The organism is Methanocaldococcus jannaschii DSM 2661, assembly GCF_000091665.1.
GTDB classification, from domain to species: Archaea; AGJL01; Methanococci; order Methanococcales; family Methanocaldococcaceae; genus Methanocaldococcus; species Methanocaldococcus jannaschii.
Window position 1 is genome coordinate 370,061 of sequence record NC_000909.1, and the last position, 19,560, is coordinate 389,620.

The window sequence follows — 19,560 nt, forward strand, 5'->3', positions numbered from 1 at the left end:
TGGTGATATTATGAAAATAGGATTTTACAATATTCAGGGAGGTACTGGAAAAACTACTGTTGCTGCAAATTTTGCATACATACTTAGTCAGTCAGTAAAAACAATATTGATTGATTGTGATATATATGGAGGAACGACTGCAGTGTTATTTGGTCTTGAAGATAAGGAACATAACCTAAATACTTACCTTGCAGGGGATTCTGCAATTGAGGATATAATATATCATTATGATGATTTGGCTATTATCCATACTGACGTCTCTTCTAAGGTTTTTGGATATAAATCTGACTTAAATAGATTTGAAACCTTAGTCAAAGAATTAGAAGAAGAATACGATGTCATAATTTATGATTTTCCACCAAACATTACTGAAGACAACCCATTGATAGGTTATGTTGGTGAGTTTGAACTCGTCAATAAGGTAGTTGTAGTTGGTGAGGATAGTATCCCATCAATTGTAAATTCCCTGAAAACTATAGAACTTATAACAGATTTGGGTATAGGACTTACAGGGATAATTGTGAATAAATATAGAGGGCTTACCGATATTAGTGAGATAATAGATGATGTTATTGGAGTTCTACCCTACGACCAAAATGTAGAAAGGCAGTGGGTAGAAAGCACACCAATAGTAAAAATTAAAACAAAATTCACAAAGGAGATGACTGCATTAGCTAATGAAATCGCGAGTATCTATTTAGAGAAGGATTTAGCATCATTAAGAGCCTTAAGATTAGCAAAAGCTATTTCAGAACTAACTGAAGTAGAAAAATCTGAAAAGGACTTTGAAGATTATTTAGAATAAGAAATATAATAAAAAGTAAGTATAATAAAAATAGGGATAGGATGCTAACAAAGAGAATTATTCCATGCTTAGATATTAAAGACGGAAGAGTTGTTAAAGGAACTAAGTTTTTGAATTTGAGGGATGCTGGAGACCCAGTTGAGTTAGCCCAATACTATGATGATGAAGGAGCTGATGAGCTTGTATTTTTAGATATAACCGCCTCAGCTGAAAAGAGGGACATAATTATTGATGTTGTAGAGAGAACAGCTGAAAAAGTATTTATCCCATTAACTGTTGGTGGAGGAATTAAGTCAATTGAAGATTTTAGGAGAATACTGAGAGCCGGGGCTGATAAAGTTTCGATAAACACTGCCGCAGTAAAAAATCCAAATTTAATTAAAGAGGCAAGTGAGATATTTGGCTCTCAATGTGTTGTTGTTGCAATTGATGCTAAAAGACACTATGTTAATGAAGATGAGATAGATAAGATAAATAAAAATGTCGTTAAAGTAGAGGATGGTTATTGCTGGTTTGAAGTTTATATATACGGAGGGAGAAAAGAAACAGGTATAGATGCCATAAACTGGGCTAAAAAAGTTGAAGAATTGGGAGCTGGAGAGATTTTATTGACAAGTATTGATAAAGATGGGACAAAAAGTGGCTATGATTTGATATTGACAAAGGAGATTTCTAAAAGTGTTAAACTCCCTGTTATTGCAAGTGGAGGTTGTGGAAAACCAGAACATGTTTATGAGGCATTTGTTTATGGAAAGGCAGATGCCGCATTAATGGCAGGGATATTGCACTATAGAGAATATACAATAGAAGAGATAAAAAAATACTGTGCTGATAGAGGAATACCTATGAGATTATTATAAACTTATAAACCTTTTTTATTTTTATTTTAGAGATTTTAAGACCTCATCTTTCAATATGTTTAGTATTTTCTTTCTATATTCAAGGAATTCTATACTTGTTCTATCTCTTGGTCTTTCCAAATCAATTTTTACAATCTCTTTTATTCTTCCAGGTCTTGCAGTTAAAACAACAACTCTATCTGAAAGATAAACTGCCTCATCAACGCTATGGGTGACGAAAAACACTGTTTTTTTCTCCTTTTGCCATATTTTTAATAATTCATTCTGTAAAATATTCCTTGTTTGGGCATCTAATGCAGCAAACGGCTCATCCATTAAAACAATCTCTGGGTCGTTTGCTAAAGTTCTTGCTATAGCCACCCTCTGTTGCATCCCTCCACTTAATTGATAAGGATAGGCATCTTCAAATCCTTCCAATCCAACCATTTTAATAAATTTTTTAGCAATCTCTATTCTTTCATTTTTTGGGATACCTTTTAACTCTAAGCCAAATGTAACATTTTTTAAAACAGTTCTCCATGGCATTAGCGTATATTGTTGAAATACAACTCCTCTATCAGCTCCAGGGCCTTTAACTTCTTTCCCATCTAATAAAACTTTTCCTTCAGTTGGATAATCTAAACCAGCTATAATTCTTAATAATGTTGTTTTTCCACAACCACTTGGCCCCATAACTGTTAAAAATTCATTCTCATAAACCTCTAAATTAATATTATCTAATGCTTTAACTCTATTCCCATTAAATTCAAAAATTTTTGTTAGATTTTCCACTTTTAGCTTTACCTTCATCCTATCCCTTTTTTTTACTTCATCATCTTTCTCCAAACAAAGTATTTATCTTCAATATATCTCAGTCCTCTATCTAACACAAGCCCAATCAATCCGATAATTATCATACAGGCAATAACAACGTCCATTCTACTTAATGAATAGGCATACATAATTAGGTATCCTAAACCAGCATTACTTGATGGTAGCATCTCAGCAGCGACAACACACATCCATGCTATACCTGCTCCAACTCTCAGCCCAGTTAAAATACTTGGGGATGATGCGGGGATAACAACCTTTATTAAGATATCTCTTCCTTTAGCTCCTAATGTTAAAGCTGCCTCAATTAATGGAGTAGGGACTCCTTTAACTCCCGATATTGTGTTTATTAATATTGGGAAGAATGCTCCAATGAATATGATAAATATCATTGACATCTCTCCTAATCCAAACCATGCCAATGATAGAGGAACCCAAGCTAATGGTGGAATTGGTCTTAACAGTTCTATTAATGTGTCACATAAGCTATTTACTGTTCTATAGTAGCCCATCAATATTCCTAAGGGTATTGCTACAGCTGAAGCTAATAAAAAACCACTTATGACTCTCTTTATACTAATTATTGTATTATCTATCAAACTCCCAGTTCCTAAAATTCCTTGAAATGGATGAATTAAAACATTAATAACTGCTTCAACCCTTGGGAGTATGACAGGGTTATTTATATATATTGCCAACAATTCCCAAATAACTACAGCCAAAGCTGGAAGGGATATTTTCAACACTAATTCTTTTGTATTTATTTTCACACTAATCCCCTTTTTATGGTTCATCACCTTTTATTAAATATCAATATAATTTGTTATCTTTTAAAATTAATAAAACTTTAAAAGCATTATGAGGTATTTAAATTTTGTTATTCCCAAAGTGTTCCATTTAAATAGCTAATAATTTTATCGTTAGTTTTATTGTATATTTTCCCAATTACTGCCTTAATTTTAACACCTTCCTCAGTATCAATCTTTTCAATATTTTTTATTGTTATAACCATTTTCATCTTTCTCATAAAATCTAAAAACTCATCAAAATCCTCTTCACTATCAAATATAAGCTCAAAGTCTTCAGAAACCCTCTCCCCACTGGCTACTTTATTAATTGTTTCAACCATTGGCAATAAAATTGCCTCTCCTAAATCTTTAGCCCTATTCTTTCTCTCTTCAAGAGTTTCTTTAAACTCATAACTCATAAATCCCTCTCTCACAACCCTACTGAATAAAAAGTCCATTCCTAAATCAAAGAAAAAGGTAAAGGCTGATTTTAAATCTTCACACTGAGTATAGTGAGTTGTGTATTTTATTGGTGAAACAGCCATATCTGGGTCTTTTAAAACAACCCCTTCTCTTCCTTCTTTGTTTAGCTTTTCAATGATTTCCCTTACATGTATATGAGCTTCATCTTTATCAACTACAGCCAGTGGCTTAACATAAGGCAAATTATATTTTTCACATAGGTTTATTCTCTCTTTTATTGGTAAGGATTTATTTGTCTCCCTCTCCTTTATGTCAAATATATAAAATCCAAGATTTTCAAAGCCCCTATCAACCTCTTTGTAATAGTAAGGTGTGTAAGGGTTGTTTATGCCAATCATTTCTCCACATAACATATACTCGCTATAGTCATCTAAAATCTCTAAGTTTAAGAATTTTTTAACTTTTTTTGTTGTAAATGGGCAGATGTAGCCACTTCTTGTTAAGGCATAAACCTCTCCATCTATTTTAACGATTCTTATATTATATCCGTTCAATTTCTCTTCAATAACAACCTTATCAATAAAATGTTTTTTTATTGTAGGATAGAGAGTTATAGCCCTGTATGTTTTTGGATACCCTCTAACAACATCAAGGTTGTCGTTTAAAAATATAACTGTCCCCTTCTCTATCCCTTTAAATTCTTTTTTAAATAGTAATGTTTTTATTTCTTTATATTCATCCTCTCTTAAAATTTTCCTACTAAATGCTTTATTTAAATCTTTTATGGATAAATTGAGTTTTTCTGCTATTTTATTTAAATCGTATGCTGAAACCTTCATCATTATCAACCTCATTGCAGAACCTAAGTTTTTATGGCTTCATGTATAACTTATAAATAACTTTAACTATAAACATGATATTATTATTTCTAATAAATTATGTAGTAAAGAAGTGGGATAAAAATGAAACGACTTAAACTACTGGGAGGGGTTATGTTATTTGCCATAGTGAGCTTGATGGTGTGTGGTTGTATGGTAGTGTTTCCAAAGAAATATCCTGACGTTCTATACAAAGAATATGATGTGATAAAGATTGAAAATAGGACAATAAATGGTGTAAAAACAGCTATAGTATATCAAGTAAAGACAGAAATTGGTGCGAGGAGTAGCCCATACAGCTTAGATGCCGATAGTAAAAAAGATATTGGAGCAATAACATATTATGTCTTTAAGAATACAGACGTTGATGAAGTACAGATTATATGCTACTATGCAGGAGGGGGAGGGCTTCAGCCATACTACAAATTTAAGATAAAGAGAAGAGATGCTGAGTTATCTGGACTTCTAAATGTTTCAGAAAAAGAACTACCTTCTGCAACATTATATTATATAGATAAGCTGATATCTTTGGGAGACCTTTGGATTAATGACAGATTGCCAGTAAATGGATAAACTATTAATGGGGGAGGGAAAATGGTTCGTGTAGTTCCTTTAACTGATGAAGAAAAAATGAGTATTGTTTCAGGATTGAGAAGTTCAGTTCCTGCTACAAAATTGGTGACATTGAGAAAGTTACAGGAGATTGCTGAAGTTAGACCAGAGGCAATTTTATACTTGGATACTTACGATAAAGTAACGTTGAATGAAATTATCACATTACTAAATCAGATAATTGAATACGACCCTGATGAGATTCTAAGAAGAGAAGCAATGATAACTCTTGAAAAAGTTAAGAAAGCTTTGGGAACTAAGTTTTCAACATTTGTTCCTCTCTGTAATTCATGTAAATCTCCAATTGATTTGGGATGGACTTACTGTACTAACTGTGGGGCTGAGATTAAAAATATGACATTTGAAGAAGAAGTAGAAAGATGTCCAAACTGTAATAATTATATTTCAGATTCTTGGAAATACTGTGCTCACTGTGGTGCAAAGCTAAAAGAAGAGGAGGAAGAGGTTTTAAGATGTCCAAACTGTAAAAGACCTGTACAACCCGAGTGGATCGTCTGTCCATACTGTGGCTATAGACTTAAAAGAAAACCATAAAATTAGATGTTTAATTTTCTTCTAACATTTTTCACAACTTTGCTATATAACGCTATATTATACTTGCTTCCTAACTTCCCATAGTGCCATCTTGTTTTCCATGGATTTTTTAGTAAGTTGGATTTTGCTTTTAACAGCTCGTCAGTTTTTATTTTCAATAAATTTAAGAACTCCTTTGGTGACAAATCATCTGGTTTTTCTATATTTAGCTCGCTAAACTTTATATAAGCGTTTCCAACTTCCCATATAAAATGGGCGTCACTCCCAAAAGCCATTGCAAAATCATATTTTTCAGCATATTCAAGAGCTTTTAAGTTTGGTTCTATACTCCTACATCTACTGTTGAATACTTCAACAACATGAACATACTTTAAAAACTCCCTCTCTTCTAATACGTTGAATTTTGCTAAACTTCTTCTTCTATTTAAATCAAAGGGATGTGGAAGGTAGATTAAAGCTCCCTGCTCTCTAACTCTATCTAATGCTTCATATAAATCCAAATTTGCTGGTATTTCTTCAGTTAGGAATAGACCAATAAATTCTCCACTATTTGTTGCTATCTCCTCCCCAGGTATTGCAAAATTTAGTTTAGTTAGTTTATTATGGTCACAAATCGCTGGGACAATATTTTTCTTTATACAAAATTTTTCTAAAAGACCTTTTGGATTTAAAGAACATTTGCTTACTATAGAATGAACGTGTAAATCCACTTTCATTGATGTCCCCGATACTATTTATAAGAATTTTTAGAATTTTAAGATTCATTAAGACAATCATTAATTTAAGTTTTACTAACATAAATTATTAACAGTTTTATGATCTGGTGATAATTATGAAAAAAATTGGCATACTCGAAATAGTTGTTATATTGTCTATATTAATAACTTCTGTATCCTTGGCATATAAATTTTATAGTAATAATGGAAATGATTATGAGTTTGATGGAAACCAGATGTATAAATGTGCATGGGTATGTGAGAAAATTTTGAATAAAAATTTTCCTTTAAATGCCACTATTATTGGAAAATGGACGCTATCTAAAAAACCTTTCAATGGAGAGGTTAAGATATACGATGCAAAAGGGGGAACGTTATATGCAATATATAATGGAACACCAATAACTATTGGTGGAGAATTGGCTTATCAGGAAGATATAGCTGCAAAAAAAATAATATTGCATCCTATTGGAAAGTCAATAATATTTTATGAATTAAACCCAATAGAAGGAAAGTCATTCAGAGATATTGCAAATGAAATAGAAAACACAACAAAAAACTTTAATGGGTTGAATATTGTTGATGTTATAGTTGAGGGTAGTATGGGAGTTGATTCAAAAACATATACGCCAGTTGAAAGACAAAAGATTATGAATAATCTTGATGTTGATATTAAAAAAGGTTTAGGCCTATATTTTGTTGATTATGGAATTATAATTAATGGAAAAATTCATTTGAATACATTAAAAAATCTTGATAACTATATAAACTCTTCAAATATCTCAACATCAAAATTAACTATCTATGTTGTTGTAAATAATTCAATAGATGAGATACCCAATAAAATAAAGGAAAACTATGCTATTATTACATTGGGATAATATGGGGAAGATTGAGCTTCATCATGTATTTGTTATGTTATCTTGCATTTATTTAATATTTTCAGACATTTCAATAAATTCAGCAGTAGTTTTTTTATTTTCATCAATATTCTTTTATATATCTTTTACTGCTGGTAAAAGGTTATATTATTTAATTGGCATAGATAAAGAGAATTTAAAAATAAACTTAAAGAAGCATTATAATTTTGGAATTTTTTTAATGATAGTTGGATTGATAGCAGTAACCTCTGACTTAATTTGGGTTAAAGATGTTCCTTTATTTAATCCATTGTCAAGAAAATTTTTAAATGTTTATTTTACAACATTATCTCATCTCTTTTTGGTAGGTTGGGCAATTGTAGTAGCTTCTTCCAATATTGATAAGAAAAAAATCTTGTTATATACAATTATATTTTCAATACTAATCATGCTCCTTGGATATAGGACAAATGTATTAGTTTTGTTAATTTCTGTTGGAGCAATTCTGTATTATAAAAATAAAATATCTAACAGAGAGATTTTAAAATACGGAATTCTTGTCTTTGTTATTTTATTGGGGTTGTCAATATTAAGATTGTATGCTTTGGGGGTTGAAGGAAATCCAATCACATCAAGAATATCTTTAACTATGAGTATCTATGACATAATATTCAACAACTTTAATGGTGTTTTTAATGGTTATATTCATTATTCGGCAGTGTTTTCATATCTTGGACTATGCAATGGAGCGAGAACCGTTATAGCTAAAACATTAGGGATTTATAATGTGAGTATAACACCAACAATAGTTGGGGCAGTTATTGGAGATTATGGGACTTTGGCTATAATCCCATACTTTGGGATATTAGGGATATTTTTAGGGTTCTTTTATAAATTGGCAAAAGATGTTAAAGGGATTTATTTAGGGATTTATGGAATATTGTTTGCCTATACGCTTATAGGAATTGAAAGTGGGATTTTGGATATAGATGTAATCCTCTATTATTTCTTTGGGTTGATACTATGCATATATGCAATATTATTGAGAAAATTAAAAAGATAGATTTGTTTCATCCGGTATCTATTGTTATAATTGGGCATTTAATGATTTTTATATTAGCTTTTCCATATTTGGATGATATTGGATTATATTCTTTGTTTAAAATTTTAGGAGTTTTATCAATTTTTATTGTAGGGTTTTTTTTACCATTTATTTTTCCTATGCAAATTAAATTTAATAGGCATATTTTGTATCTTTCATTTCTTCTACTATCTTTTTTATCAATATTTGGGGCTTTTAAAATTACGCATTCGCTGTTTTTATCTATAGCTTATTTGCTATTTATTCTTATAATTGCAGAACTTTTCGTAAAATTTTATAAAAAAAAGATATTTGTTGATATCTTATTTTCTATTGGAATTATTGCTTTTCTTTTAATAGTTTTGATTTACGGGGCTATTCCTCTATTTAATTATGAGGTAAGGATGACTATTAATTCAGAACCGTTAAGATTAATATCCATGGGGGCTTTAATTTATGCAGGTATTGAAAATAAAGTTTATTTTATAATTGCGTTTATGATTTTGGTTTTATTGGGATATAAAGCAGGAGTTTTAATGCTTTTTATTGCCTATATTATATATAGATATAGAAACATTTTATTTAAATATATGGTTTTATTGGCATTTGCTTTATTAATCTTTTTAGGAATTATGGGAAAAATTATCCTACTCTCTTCTAATCAAAACTGGGATTTAAATCCAATAGAACTTTTATGCTATAGAGCTTATTTTGATTTGTATGTTCTTAGTAAGATTGTTGAAAGCAATATATTAACTCTTGGGAAAATTACTTTAACCCCTAATGGGGAGCACTTTATAGGTGAGTTACTCTTTAAATATCCTCATAACATTACAACAACATTATTTGGAACTATATATCTTGATTTTGGAATTTTTGGGGGTTTATTTGCTATGCTGTTGGGAGTTATATCAAAATATATATATGAGGGAGATAAAAAGCTCTATGCAATATATGCCTCTCTATTATTGGCTTACTGTGAGATAGGCATTAACTATGGATTTTTAGTAGTTTTATCTCTACTATTGTATATAAATGCAAAACTAGTCTTTGCAAAACTGTTAAAGCTTATAAATGAACTTTGAACGCCTTCCTATTGAAGGCGTTCATTAAATACATAATATATTCTAAAATATTTTACCTAAAATATTTTACAAAGAACTATAAAACACTTAAAGAGGGATAATCATGAAGTTTATAATAAAAACTCAAAAAGGTTTTGAAAATATCGTTGTGAATAATCTAAAAGAAATTGTTGATGATTTTAATTATATCGTTTCTCCTGATGGTTATCAAGGTATTGTTATAGTTGAGAGTGATGAAGATATTGAAGACAAAATACTACAAATCCCAGAGGTTGAGAGAGTTTTAAAAGTTTATTTTGAAACAGAAACAGATTTTGATAAAATAGTTAATTTAGCTGAAAAGATTAAAGATTACATAAAAGAGGATGAAACTTTTGCTGTAGAAACTAAAAAAAGAGGAAAACATGATTTCAGCTCAACAGATATAAACATTGTTTTGGGAGCTAAGATTAAAGATTTAACAAATGCTTCAGTTGATTTAAATAATCCAGATAAGGTTGTTCATGTTGAAGTATTTAAAAATAAAACTTATGTATCAATAACCCCTGGAGAAAAGTTCAAAAAATATACCAAGGAGAAAAGAAATGCGAGAGAGTTATTTAAAAAAGTTGTTATTGTGCAAATGCCATATTTGGGAGAAAAAATTGTTTGTAAAAGGTTTGGGGAAGCTATTGGGAGAGCAGCTCAAGGATTTGAAGTTAAGGAGTTAATTATAGCACCAAAAGAAAAAGTTGATGCCTATGAATTGATGGAATTTATTAAAGGAGTTAAGATTGGGCAGCACTCAAGATATGAGATTCAAAAGAGAGCTTATCCATTTGAAATTAAGTTAGTTCCAGTGACTGTTCAAGATTTATATCAGGTTGTTAGGGATAAGAGGAGAGATAATAGATTGTTAATAATTACTGACCCAAAAGGAGATGAGTTATCAAAAATTAAGGATAAATTAGCTTATGATTTAAGAAAAAAGAGAGAAATTATTGTATTTTGTGGTTCAAGGGAGGGGATTCCAAGAGGATTATTTAGATTTGCTGACTATATAGTAGATTTAGCTCCACATATGACATTTGCTACTGAACATGCTATTCCTGCTGCTTTAATAGCTTTATGGGGAGTTTATAGTGGAGAGGATTTGGAAAATAGCTCTAAAGAAGAAAAAACAGAATCTAACTCAAATGGTGAATAACTTAATCTTTAAATTTTTATTTAATAGGTTGCACTGCACCCACTATGGGGTGCAGTAAAAATATACACCCTACCTACTCTGAGGTAGGGTTAAAAATAACCTCAATTATATCTTTATTTATCATTACAAGTTTTTTGTTATTTAAAATTTTTGGTTGGGAGAAATAAAAATTTTTAATAAACGATTTAGAATTTTTAAAACTTAATCTCATTCAATCCCAAAACGTCAAATGTATTATAAATGCCTTCTTTTTTATCAGCAATGTATCTTATAGCCAATATAACTCCATTAACAAACGCTTGCCTACTACTTGCTCTGTGAGTTAGCTCAATCCTCTCTCCATCTCCAGCAAATATAACTGTGTGGTCTCCTACAACATCCCCGCCCCTTAAAGCATGAATCCCAATCTCTTCCTTCTTTCTCTCTCCAGTCATTCCATATCTCCCATAAACAAATACACTTTCAATTCCTCTATTAGCTTTTATAATCTCAGCTGCTCTCAAAGCAGTTCCTGAAGGAGCGTCCTTTTTATATCTATGATGCATCTCTATAATTTCAATATCATAATCCCCTAATTTCTTTGCTAAAAACTCTAAAGTTTTGAAAAATATATTAACTCCAATTGCAAAATTTTGAGATATTACAGCAGCAACATTATTTTCTTTTATTGCTTTTTCAATCTCTGCCTTTTGCTCTTCAGTAAATCCAGTAGTCCCAATAACTAAATTAACCCCATTTTTAGCAGCTATTTTAACATTTTCAACACATGCATGGGCTATGGTAAAATCAACCAATACATCTGGCTTTGTTTCTTTTAAAACCTTATCTAACTCATCTGCAGTTGATAATGGAACTCCAATTTTACCAATGCCTATTAACTCTCCAACATCCTCTCCTTTTTTTGGATGATTTGGAACTTCAAATGCACAAACAACTTTCATATCTTCTTGCTGAGTTATGGTTTTAATTATATTGCTTCCCATCCTTCCTAAAGCTCCTGTAACTGCCACTTTAATCATAATCATCACCATAAAGATTTTCTTAATTTTTAGAATTATTACTCGCATTATTTATAAATAGTTGATGCAATATAAATGATGTAGGCTAAGTATTATACTTTATCAACAGCATTATGTATGGGATAGTTATGTTCGTGAATAGAAAAGAGGAGCTTGAATTTCTTGAAAGAAAGTGGAATGAGAATAAAGCCAACTTAATAATCCTATATGGGAGAAGAAGAGTTGGAAAAACGATGCTTATAAAAAAATTTCTTGAAAATAAAAAAATAAAAAGGGCATCTATATTTTGCTAACCAACGATTCCATGAATGAGAATCTAAATGAGTTAAAGAGAGTATTTTCAAGCTTAACTGGAAAGGAATATTTTAAAAACTTGGATGTTGGATTGGTAGATCTTTTTAGATATTTGAGAGATGAGATTAAGGATGAGAAGGTTGTTATAGCACTTGATGAATTTCAATACCTAATGCAATTAAATAGAGGAGTTTTAAGCATATTTCAAAAGATTTGGGATGGGATTTTGGCAGATACGAAGGTTTTTTTAATAATCTGTGGTTCAAGTTGTGTATCCAAACATGGCAGATTTAGAGATTGGTAATGTGAAGGAGGTTTATAACAAAATCTTAGCATCTCTAAATGAATACTATGGTAAAATGTTTGAAAACCTTGTATTTGAGATGCTTAAACTTAAAATTATTGATTTTGGTCAAAAAAGTGTGGCTAAGTGGTGGCATAAGGGAGAAGAGATTGATGTTTTAGCTTATAACAATAATAAGATGATTGCCTTTGAAGTAAAATGGAAGGATTTGAGCTTTAAAGAAGCAAAAGGGATTTTAAGGGATTTGGAAAGAAAACTTGATAAAGTTGATTTTGATGGAGAAAAAGAGTGCTACATCATAGCAAAGAGTATTGAAGGAAAAGAAAAACTAAAAGCACTTGATTTAATGGATTTGGAGAAATTAATTATCTTCTAGACATCTTTTATGCTCTTCAATATCGAAATCTATTTCGTAATATTTATAGATTTCATCTGCAAGGTTTTCAGCAAATTCTTTAGCTTTCTCTTTACTTTCAAACCCTAAAACCCAAATGCCCCACATCGTTTCCCAATTTGATGATAGCTTACAACTCTCTTTTATAGGATTTTTTCCATTAAATTTGTGGATAACTATTTTTTTGTTCTTCCAATCAATATATAATGCATAGTTTTCTCCTTCTATTTTAACATTTTCAATATTTTCTCCATAAGCTTTATTTTTAACATTCTTCTCTAAATAAATCTTAATGAATTTGTTTAATGGCAATCTTGAAATTTTAACCCTTACATTTTTTAACATCTCCTCTAATATCTCCTCAATCTCCTCCTCTTCAATCCAGTTTAAGGTTGTGGGGATTAAGATGGTGATATATCTATCTCCATCAAGTTCCACATCTAAAATTTTTAAATATTCACTATAAATGCCAAATTGTTTTAATATCTTTATCAGTTCTTTCATAATCATTCCTCTAACATTATATAGAGCTTTAAGAGTTTTTCAATAATCTCAAGCTTTTCAATGATGATTGCAATTAGCTGATTGTGTCTATAACTATAAAGTTCCTGTCTCAATATATGCAAATAATGGAAAAACTTTAGCTTTAAATAACTCTCTTTAAACTCCTCCCAATGCTCCTCATAGTGCTTCCCATGCTCCAATCTTGGAGATAATATATAGTCAGATGCATGCCTATAGAGCTTTAAATCCATTAAGAAGTTTCTAATCTTTTTGCTAAAGTTTGCATACCTATCTTTATTGTGCCAATCTTCTATGTTTTCTCTAATATAGAATTCAAATGCATTTAGCAAATATAACATCCCATAGTAAAATCTCGATATAAAGGTTCTTAAGTCAAACTCTTTTAGTGCGTTAATACAGCTATCTAAGAAGTGAATGCACTCTTTTAGATAGACATTGTTTAGGTTATGCATTCTTTCCATCACCTAAGACATAAACTTTAAAGCCCTCCTTTTCCCACAACTCTCTATTTAATATATTTTTAGTATCAAGGATTATTTTATTTTTTACCTTTGAGGCGATATTTTTTATATCTTCTTTATCAAAATTTTTATATTCATCATGCTCAGCTAATATAACGATAATATCAGCTCCTTCAACAGCTTCATCTAAACTATTTAAAGGATAAATAAAATCTCTCGCATATTTATCATAGCATTTAACTTCAAAGCCCTCATCTATCAATTTACTAACCACTTTTTCAGCTGGACTTTCCCTTGTGTCATCTACATTTCCTTTATATGTTACTCCAAATATTGCCACTTTTCCAATATCTTTTTTAATAATCTTCTTTATCTTTTCAACAACAAATAATGGCATAGAGTCGTTTAACTCTCTTGCAGTTCTTATTAATTTAGCGTTCTTTGATTTCTCAACAATAAACCACGGGTCTATGCTTATACAATGCCCACCTACTCCTGGCCCTGGCTTTAAAATATTTACTCTTGGATGTTTATTGGCTAATTCTATTGCTTCCCAAACATTAATGCCAATTTCCTCTGCAATTTTTGCAAATTCGTTGGCTAAGGCAATATTAACATCTCTATAAGTATTTTCCATTAACTTAACCATCTCTGCTGTTTTAGCATCAGTTAAATATATCTTTCCAGTAACAAAAGTTTCATAAATCTCTTTTGCCATTTCAGCAGATTTTTCATCAACTCCTCCAATAACTCTATCATTTTCAACAAGTTCCTTCAATATACTGCCTGGCAAAACTCTCTCTGGGCAGTGAGCAACATAAATTTTCTTATCCTTTGATAATTTTTTATAAATATCATCAGTTGTTCCTGGAGGAATCGTGCTTTCTATTATTATTAAATTCCCATTTTCAAGATATGGTTTTATGCTTTCAATAGCTTTATTTAAATAGGTTAAATCACATTTTTTTTCTCCATCACACTCTATGCAAGGTGTTGGCACACATATAATAAAAACATCTGCTTTTTCAGGTTTTGTTTGCACTTTTAGATTTCCAGAGTTTATAGCCCCTTTAACTAAAGTCATTAAATCTTTTTCTGTAGTTTTAAAGCTCAGTTCTTTAATTTCTTTCACTCTTTTTTCATTTATATCCACACCAATAACATCAAATCCCTGTATTGCTAACATTGAAGCCGTTGGCAAACCAATGTAACCCAAACCAATTACACATATCCTTTTTCCAATGCCATTTTTCTCTACTTTTGTCATTTTATCCCCAAAAATTTCTATTTAGATTGATTATTGACAGTTATTATTAGCAGTTTATATATAATAGGTGAGTTATATATACTCCAAAACTATAAGCAATAAAATACAAAAAGTTTAAGGATTTATAATTTTATGTAAGATATAAAAATATTTTGTGAGGGATTGTCATGGAGAGAATAGCTGTCTTAGCGTATTCTGGAGGATTGGATACAAGCTGTTGCTTAAAATTATTGGAAGATAAGTATGGTTATAAGGTAGTTTCTGTCTGTGTGGATGTTGGACAGCCAGAAGAAGAGATAAAAGAAGTTGAAGAGAAAGCTAAAAAATTAGGAGTTTTAAAGCACTACACAATAGATGCAAAGGAAGAATTCGTTAAAGATTACATATTTAGAGCTATAAAGGCAAATGCAATGTATGAAGGCTATCCCCTATCAACAGCATTAGCGAGACCTTTAATTGCTCATAAGGTTGTTGAAATAGCTGAGGAAGTTGGAGCTGAGGCAGTTGCTCATGGATGCACTGGAAAGGGTAACGACCAGTTCAGATTTGAAACAACTATAAGAATTAAAGCTCCACATTTGAAAATTATTGCACCAATTAGGGACTTAAACCTAACAAGGGCTGAAGAAATTGAGTATGCTAAAGAAAAAGGAATCCCAATCCCAACGGAAAGTAAAAAATACAGTATAGATGAAAACTTATGGGGAAGAAGTATTGAAGGTAGTGAGTTAGAAAACCCTGACTTTGTTCCACCAGAAGAGATATATGCATGGACTAAAAACCCAGTTGAAGATAAAGAGGAAGAGATTGTTGAGATTGAGTTTAAGGAGGGCGTTCCAGTAGCTATAAATGGAGAAAAATTAGAACCAGTTGAGTTAATAAAGAAAGCTAATGAGATTGCTGGAAAGCATGGTGTTGGAAGAATAGATATTATTGAGGATAGAATCATAGGATTAAAATCAAGAGAAAACTATGAATGTCCTGGAGCTGTTTTGTTATTAACTGCTCATAAAGCTTTAGAGCAGTTAGTTTTAACAAGGGATGAGCTTAGATTTAAAGAGATCGTTGATAGTTTATACGGAGAGTTAATTTATAAAGGACTTTGGTTTGATCCATTAAGGGAGGATTTAGATGCTTTTATAGACAAAACTCAAGAGAGAGTTACTGGAACTGTGAAAGTTAAGTTATTTGGAGGAACTGCAAGAGTTGTTGGTAGAGATAGTCCTTACGCTTTATACAGTAAGGAATTAGTTTCATTTGATGAGAAGGAGATTGACCAGAAAGAATTGGCTGGAATGGTTAAGTATCATGGATTACAGGCAATGTTATATGAGATGAGGAAAAAGAGAAAATAATTTCTCTTTAATCTTTTTTATGATTGTCTAAATGTATTAAAGAAGGCATAACACTTTTTTGATAGGCATATTTTGATGTTTTTCTTTCTGAATAACCAACATCTGCTGGAGATAGTAGCTTGCTAAATATTAATTGTCCAATTCTTTGATTTTTATATAGAATAACTGGTTTATCGAAAGCAACAATCTCCAAGGTTATTTTTCCTTTAAATCCAGCGTCAATCCATCCAGCAGTTTGGTGAGAAGTTAAAAAAACCCTTCCTAAACTACTTCTACCTTGATATTGGGCAGATATATCATTTGGAAGCTCTATATACTCATTTGTTGTTCCTAAAACACCACCTTCAACAACATAATCAACATTATATTTTTCTTTAAAATAGTTGATTTTTTCTTCAGTTAAATTGTAGTTTAGAGGACAAACTAAAATAGAGTTTTTTATCTTTATTCTTTTGTAATTTAGCTCTTTTGATAAATCATAAACCTCATCATCGTAGATTATAAATTCATCTCCTAATGTCACATCGTAACTACATGGCCCTACGAAATCTTTGTTAAATGGCTTTATAATAATTCTTTTTGATGTAACATAGTCAATAATATCTTTATCACTAAGAATCATAACCTATCACCAAAAAGTATTTTGTTGGGTTTATATCTACATTTGGTATTAAAAACATTTTTAGCATTAATTTTTAAATTTCTTTGAAAATTATAATTATATATTTAGATATATAGATAAAAATAATAAAAAATAAAAAAAGAAAAATAAAATTATTACAATTACAATTTAAATATTACTTAAGTTACTAATGTATTCCTGTGATTTATTAGCAGTAACATTTATAAAAGCTGCTGATTTATTTCCAGCACTTGCTACTGCACTTTTAGCATTTTTTACGTAGAAGTATGCTGCAATTATAGCAACTAATACAGCTGCTGCAACTAAAACTCCAACTTCCATTGATAACTGCCCTTTCTTTGATAATAATTTCTTTAAGATTTTCATCTTACCCACCTTTTTATTTTCCCTATGTTTTAATCATATGTTTTAGGTCACATTTTATTTATTTTCCATATTTGTTATATATACTTTTTGATTACTTTGCATTACAGAGAATAATAGTAATTTTGATTATATTGAATCATTTAATAATCCTGTATAATGTGAGGATTTATGGGTAATGGTTTATAAATTTATTTGGCTTTTCCCCCAACTTTGCCCCATTTCACAGCCCTAAATTTTTTGCAGATAGTATAAAAAAATATGCTATAGTTATGGCTACTAATGATGCGGAGCTCGCTAATATGATGATTTCCATTGATGATTGCCCTCTCTTAGATAGTAGTTTCTTTTTTATTAGTTTCATAATTGACAACTCCGGATATTATTAATAACTCAAACAAAAATAATATGAAACACTAAATTTTTATACAAGAATAAAGGCTTATTTATAAACCTAATAACAACTTTAAAAATGTCTAATAATTAAACGAACATTGAAAATTAACACTCTATATTTTTTGATAATTGTAAAATTTCATATATATAGTTTTTGAATGCAACCCTGCCTTTATTGGTAATTTTAATTATTGTTTTAACCCTACCCTTTATTACTGATTTCTTAGTCTCTACAAATCCACATTCTTCCAATTTCTTTAAATGATGTTCTAAATTACCATCAGTTAAATTTAACTTTTCTTTTAAATAATTAAATTCGCAATATTCTAAACCATACAATAAGGCCAATATTTTAACCCTAACAACAGAGTTAAATATTTTCATAATTTCACTTATTCTTTACATATTAAAAAACATAAAGCAACTAAAAACTGAACAAAAGCAAAAATTAAAAACTGATATTCATGAAATATAAACATTGGAATTGAAGAGAACATCATCAATAGTCCCAAAAATTTTCTCTTCTTTGATTTAAATAAAATTCCATCAATAACCAATAAAAAACCGAAAATACCTGCAATAGCAACCCCTGAAATTCTTGGATATGTGTATAAAGTAATGACAGATGAAAGAACAACTGCAATCATTCCATATTTAACAATTTTTTCGAAAATTTTATCAAAATAGCATCTGGTTTTTTTATAAAGCTTTTGTTGTCTAACAATTAATATGCTTCCAATAATTAATAACAATGAAACTATGAATAAAATATTAAAATTCCAGTATTTTATAGATATATGAATTAAAACAAAAATCAAAGAACTTAAAAAATATGAAATAAAATAAACCTTATTTTTATAGTCCCCATCTTCTGATTTATAACTTTCTTCAACTAACTCTAAGATTTCTTTTGCATCCATAAAAATCCCCTTATTTTCTCAAATAAATATATACATCATATTTTCTCCCATCTTCGCTTACAGCAGTAGTTTTCTCTCTAATATAATAAACGTCTAAATCCTCATAGTCATCAAAAATCCCTAATTCTTTATCAGTAATATCTAACAATATAATGCCATCAATATAACTTCCCTCTTTTTTCCTTGCTCCATAATATCCAATTGTTTCATCAAAAAACTTCTCATAACCATAAACTCTACCTTCAATCATCTTTGGCACTCTATTTATTAACTCCAATAGTCTCTCTTTTTTCATCAACTCTCCATAGGCAAATACATTATATTTGTTGTTTTTATTTTTATCTAACTCTTCCATTATCTTTAAAATCTCTTCTTTTAGCTTAGGAATATCTTTTTTAACAACTTCCCAAGTTAAACCTAAATCTACCCCAAAATATTTACGGATTAGGATATCCCTCATCTCAGCAAATTCTTTCCATGGAATATGGTTATATTTTTCTCTAAATTCCATAGGTAGGTTTTTAATTGCCTCTCCTATAATTTCAATTCTCCTAATAACTGCATCCTGTAAAAATTTAGATGTAAAGAAATCATCTTCAGTTTTATCTTTAGTGTATTCCTCAATAAGTTCAATGCTTTCTAATATATGGTTAAGATAAATTTTTACATCTTTTCTCATAGCACATCCACCGCTTCATTTAAAATTCTATCTTTTAAAAGTGGATGTATGGAGTTGTAGGTTAATACATCAACCTCTTTTCCTAAAACTTCCTCAAGTTCATACTTTAATCTAACCAAATCTAATAAACTCTTCCCCTCCCCAAATTCAACTAAGATATCTATATCGGATGTTTCTTTCTGTTCATTTCTTGCATAACTACCAAATATTGATGCTCTTTTAACACCATGTTTTAATAGAATTGGGATAATTTTTCTTTTAATTTCGTTGATATTCATAAT

27 protein-coding genes and 1 pseudogene are annotated in these 19,560 nt (G+C 30.1%); 12 read left to right on the top strand and 16 right to left on the bottom strand.

Annotation, left to right across the window (positions count from 1 at the left end):
• Window positions 1-10 precede the first annotated feature (10 nt).
• Both MJ_RS02170 and hisF read left to right on the top strand, forming a co-directional pair.
• Complete coding sequence (locus MJ_RS02170; protein WP_010869909.1) at window positions 11-805, top strand: MinD/ParA family ATP-binding protein; 795 nt, start codon at window positions 11-13, stop codon at window positions 803-805.
• Window positions 806-846: 41 nt separating this feature from the next.
• Window positions 847-1,665, top strand: a complete 819-nt coding sequence (gene hisF / locus MJ_RS02175) for an imidazole glycerol phosphate synthase subunit HisF (RefSeq protein WP_010869910.1) — start codon at window positions 847-849, stop codon at window positions 1,663-1,665.
• A gap of 21 nt (window positions 1,666-1,686) precedes the next feature.
• On the opposite strand, the gene MJ_RS02180 is transcribed toward hisF, so the two are convergent.
• The 3 genes from MJ_RS02180 to MJ_RS02190 form a co-directional block, all read right to left on the bottom strand.
• Window positions 1,687-2,454, bottom strand: a complete 768-nt coding sequence (locus tag MJ_RS02180) for an ABC transporter ATP-binding protein (RefSeq protein ID WP_064496912.1) — start codon at window positions 2,452-2,454, stop codon at window positions 1,687-1,689.
• 14 nt (window positions 2,455-2,468) lie between these two features.
• Entirely contained in the window at window positions 2,469-3,269 is an 801-nt protein-coding gene (locus tag MJ_RS02185) for an ABC transporter permease (protein ID WP_064496487.1), read from the bottom strand.
• Between the two features lie 83 nt (window positions 3,270-3,352).
• Window positions 3,353-4,525: an RNA ligase gene (locus tag MJ_RS02190; RefSeq protein WP_162828713.1), complete on the bottom strand. Its 1,173-nt coding sequence runs from the start codon at window positions 4,523-4,525 to the stop codon at window positions 3,353-3,355.
• Between the two features lie 123 nt (window positions 4,526-4,648).
• On the opposite strand from MJ_RS02190, the gene MJ_RS02195 reads away from it, so the two are divergent.
• Together MJ_RS02195 and MJ_RS02200 are read left to right on the top strand one after the other, a co-directional pair.
• Entirely contained in the window at window positions 4,649-5,137 is a 489-nt protein-coding gene (locus tag MJ_RS02195) for a hypothetical protein (protein ID WP_010869914.1), read from the top strand.
• 21 nt (window positions 5,138-5,158) lie between these two features.
• The gene (locus MJ_RS02200; protein ID WP_010869915.1) at window positions 5,159-5,731 is read left to right on the top strand and encodes a zinc ribbon domain-containing protein; all 573 of its coding nucleotides are present in this window, start codon (window positions 5,159-5,161) and stop codon (window positions 5,729-5,731) included.
• 2 nt (window positions 5,732-5,733) lie between these two features.
• On the opposite strand, the gene MJ_RS02205 is transcribed toward MJ_RS02200, so the two are convergent.
• Entirely contained in the window at window positions 5,734-6,447 is a 714-nt protein-coding gene (locus MJ_RS02205) for a PHP domain-containing protein (protein ID WP_010869916.1), read from the bottom strand.
• A 116-nt stretch (window positions 6,448-6,563) separates the two neighbouring features.
• Between MJ_RS02205 and MJ_RS02210 the strand changes: the two genes are divergently transcribed.
• The 4 genes from MJ_RS02210 (at window position 6,564) to MJ_RS02225 (ending at window position 10,659) form a co-directional block, all read left to right on the top strand.
• Window positions 6,564-7,328, top strand: coding sequence for a TrmB family transcriptional regulator sugar-binding domain-containing protein (locus MJ_RS02210; RefSeq protein ID WP_064496489.1), 765 nt, complete (start codon window positions 6,564-6,566; stop codon window positions 7,326-7,328).
• Complete coding sequence (locus tag MJ_RS02215; protein ID WP_010869918.1) at window positions 7,306-8,370, top strand: oligosaccharide repeat unit polymerase family protein; 1,065 nt, start codon at window positions 7,306-7,308, stop codon at window positions 8,368-8,370. Before MJ_RS02210 ends, MJ_RS02215 begins: the two co-directional genes overlap by 23 nt.
• The gene (locus MJ_RS02220) at window positions 8,331-9,473 is read left to right on the top strand and encodes a hypothetical protein (protein ID WP_010869919.1); all 1,143 of its coding nucleotides are present in this window, start codon (window positions 8,331-8,333) and stop codon (window positions 9,471-9,473) included. The genes MJ_RS02215 and MJ_RS02220 overlap by 40 nt, the downstream gene beginning before the upstream one ends.
• 103 nt (window positions 9,474-9,576) lie before the next feature.
• Complete coding sequence (locus tag MJ_RS02225; RefSeq protein ID WP_010869920.1) at window positions 9,577-10,659, top strand: SPOUT family RNA methylase; 1,083 nt, start codon at window positions 9,577-9,579, stop codon at window positions 10,657-10,659.
• Window positions 10,660-10,853: 194 nt separating this feature from the next.
• Here the strand turns inward: MJ_RS02225 and dapB are convergent, their stop codons facing one another.
• A complete protein-coding gene (dapB, locus tag MJ_RS02230; protein WP_064496490.1) occupies window positions 10,854-11,678 on the bottom strand; it encodes a 4-hydroxy-tetrahydrodipicolinate reductase in 825 nt (274 codons plus the stop codon).
• Window positions 11,679-11,806: 128 nt separating this feature from the next.
• Between dapB and MJ_RS09605 the strand changes: the two genes are divergently transcribed.
• From MJ_RS09605 to MJ_RS09615, 3 genes are read left to right on the top strand one after another with little or no spacing between them, the layout of a single operon-like run.
• The gene (locus MJ_RS09605) at window positions 11,807-11,971 is read left to right on the top strand and encodes an ATP-binding protein (protein WP_244409466.1); all 165 of its coding nucleotides are present in this window, start codon (window positions 11,807-11,809) and stop codon (window positions 11,969-11,971) included.
• Window positions 11,965-12,276 (top strand): ATP-binding protein, encoded by a 312-nt coding sequence (locus MJ_RS09610; protein WP_010869923.1) that lies wholly within the window; start codon window positions 11,965-11,967, stop codon window positions 12,274-12,276. The genes MJ_RS09605 and MJ_RS09610 overlap by 7 nt, the downstream gene beginning before the upstream one ends.
• A complete protein-coding gene (locus tag MJ_RS09615) occupies window positions 12,254-12,652 on the top strand; it encodes a DUF234 domain-containing protein (protein WP_209320033.1) in 399 nt (132 codons plus the stop codon). Before MJ_RS09610 ends, MJ_RS09615 begins: the two co-directional genes overlap by 23 nt.
• Here MJ_RS09615 and MJ_RS02250 read toward each other — a convergent pair.
• The 3 genes from MJ_RS02250 to MJ_RS02260 are packed head-to-tail and all read right to left on the bottom strand — an operon-like array spanning window position 12,638 to window position 14,923.
• Complete coding sequence (locus MJ_RS02250; protein WP_244409468.1) at window positions 12,638-13,174, bottom strand: hypothetical protein; 537 nt, start codon at window positions 13,172-13,174, stop codon at window positions 12,638-12,640. The genes MJ_RS09615 and MJ_RS02250 overlap by 15 nt on opposite strands.
• Before the next feature lie 2 nt (window positions 13,175-13,176).
• Window positions 13,177-13,647 carry a hypothetical protein gene (locus MJ_RS02255; RefSeq protein ID WP_064496493.1) on the bottom strand — a complete coding sequence of 157 codons (471 nt, stop codon included), beginning with the start codon at window positions 13,645-13,647 and terminating at the stop codon, window positions 13,177-13,179.
• Window positions 13,640-14,923, bottom strand: coding sequence for a nucleotide sugar dehydrogenase (locus tag MJ_RS02260; RefSeq protein ID WP_010869927.1), 1,284 nt, complete (start codon window positions 14,921-14,923; stop codon window positions 13,640-13,642). Before MJ_RS02260 ends, MJ_RS02255 begins: the two co-directional genes overlap by 8 nt.
• 167 nt (window positions 14,924-15,090) lie before the next feature.
• Here MJ_RS02260 and MJ_RS02265 point away from each other — a divergent pair, with 167 nt between their 5' ends.
• Complete coding sequence (locus MJ_RS02265; RefSeq protein ID WP_010869928.1) at window positions 15,091-16,278, top strand: argininosuccinate synthase; 1,188 nt, start codon at window positions 15,091-15,093, stop codon at window positions 16,276-16,278.
• A gap of 7 nt (window positions 16,279-16,285) precedes the next feature.
• Here the strand turns inward: MJ_RS02265 and dcd are convergent, their stop codons facing one another.
• The 8 genes and pseudogenes from dcd to MJ_RS02295 all read right to left on the bottom strand — a co-directional run bounded on the left by dcd (window position 16,286) and on the right by MJ_RS02295 (window position 19,557).
• Window positions 16,286-16,900 carry a dCTP deaminase gene (gene dcd, locus MJ_RS02270; protein ID WP_010869929.1) on the bottom strand — a complete coding sequence of 205 codons (615 nt, stop codon included), beginning with the start codon at window positions 16,898-16,900 and terminating at the stop codon, window positions 16,286-16,288.
• A gap of 168 nt (window positions 16,901-17,068) precedes the next feature.
• Window positions 17,069-17,287 carry a class III signal peptide-containing protein gene (locus tag MJ_RS02275; protein ID WP_064496494.1) on the bottom strand — a complete coding sequence of 73 codons (219 nt, stop codon included), beginning with the start codon at window positions 17,285-17,287 and terminating at the stop codon, window positions 17,069-17,071.
• A 220-nt stretch (window positions 17,288-17,507) separates the two neighbouring features.
• Window positions 17,508-17,648 (bottom strand): hypothetical protein, encoded by a 141-nt coding sequence (locus tag MJ_RS09685; RefSeq protein ID WP_244409470.1) that lies wholly within the window; start codon window positions 17,646-17,648, stop codon window positions 17,508-17,510.
• A gap of 137 nt (window positions 17,649-17,785) precedes the next feature.
• Window positions 17,786-18,064 carry a transcriptional regulator gene (locus MJ_RS02280; RefSeq protein WP_010869931.1) on the bottom strand — a complete coding sequence of 93 codons (279 nt, stop codon included), beginning with the start codon at window positions 18,062-18,064 and terminating at the stop codon, window positions 17,786-17,788.
• 8 nt (window positions 18,065-18,072) lie between these two features.
• Window positions 18,073-18,600: a hypothetical protein gene (locus MJ_RS02285; RefSeq protein ID WP_010869932.1), complete on the bottom strand. Its 528-nt coding sequence runs from the start codon at window positions 18,598-18,600 to the stop codon at window positions 18,073-18,075.
• Between the two features lie 10 nt (window positions 18,601-18,610).
• Entirely contained in the window at window positions 18,611-18,955 is a 345-nt protein-coding gene (locus MJ_RS09620; RefSeq protein WP_064496915.1) for a gamma-glutamylcyclotransferase family protein, read from the bottom strand.
• 12 nt (window positions 18,956-18,967) lie between these two features.
• Window positions 18,968-19,279, bottom strand: a pseudogene (locus MJ_RS09625) (HepT-like ribonuclease domain-containing protein); the annotation flags it as partial.
• Window positions 19,276-19,557 (bottom strand): nucleotidyltransferase family protein, encoded by a 282-nt coding sequence (locus MJ_RS02295; RefSeq protein ID WP_010869934.1) that lies wholly within the window; start codon window positions 19,555-19,557, stop codon window positions 19,276-19,278. The gene MJ_RS02295 and the pseudogene MJ_RS09625, both read right to left, overlap by 4 nt.
• Window positions 19,558-19,560: the final 3 nt, after the last annotated feature.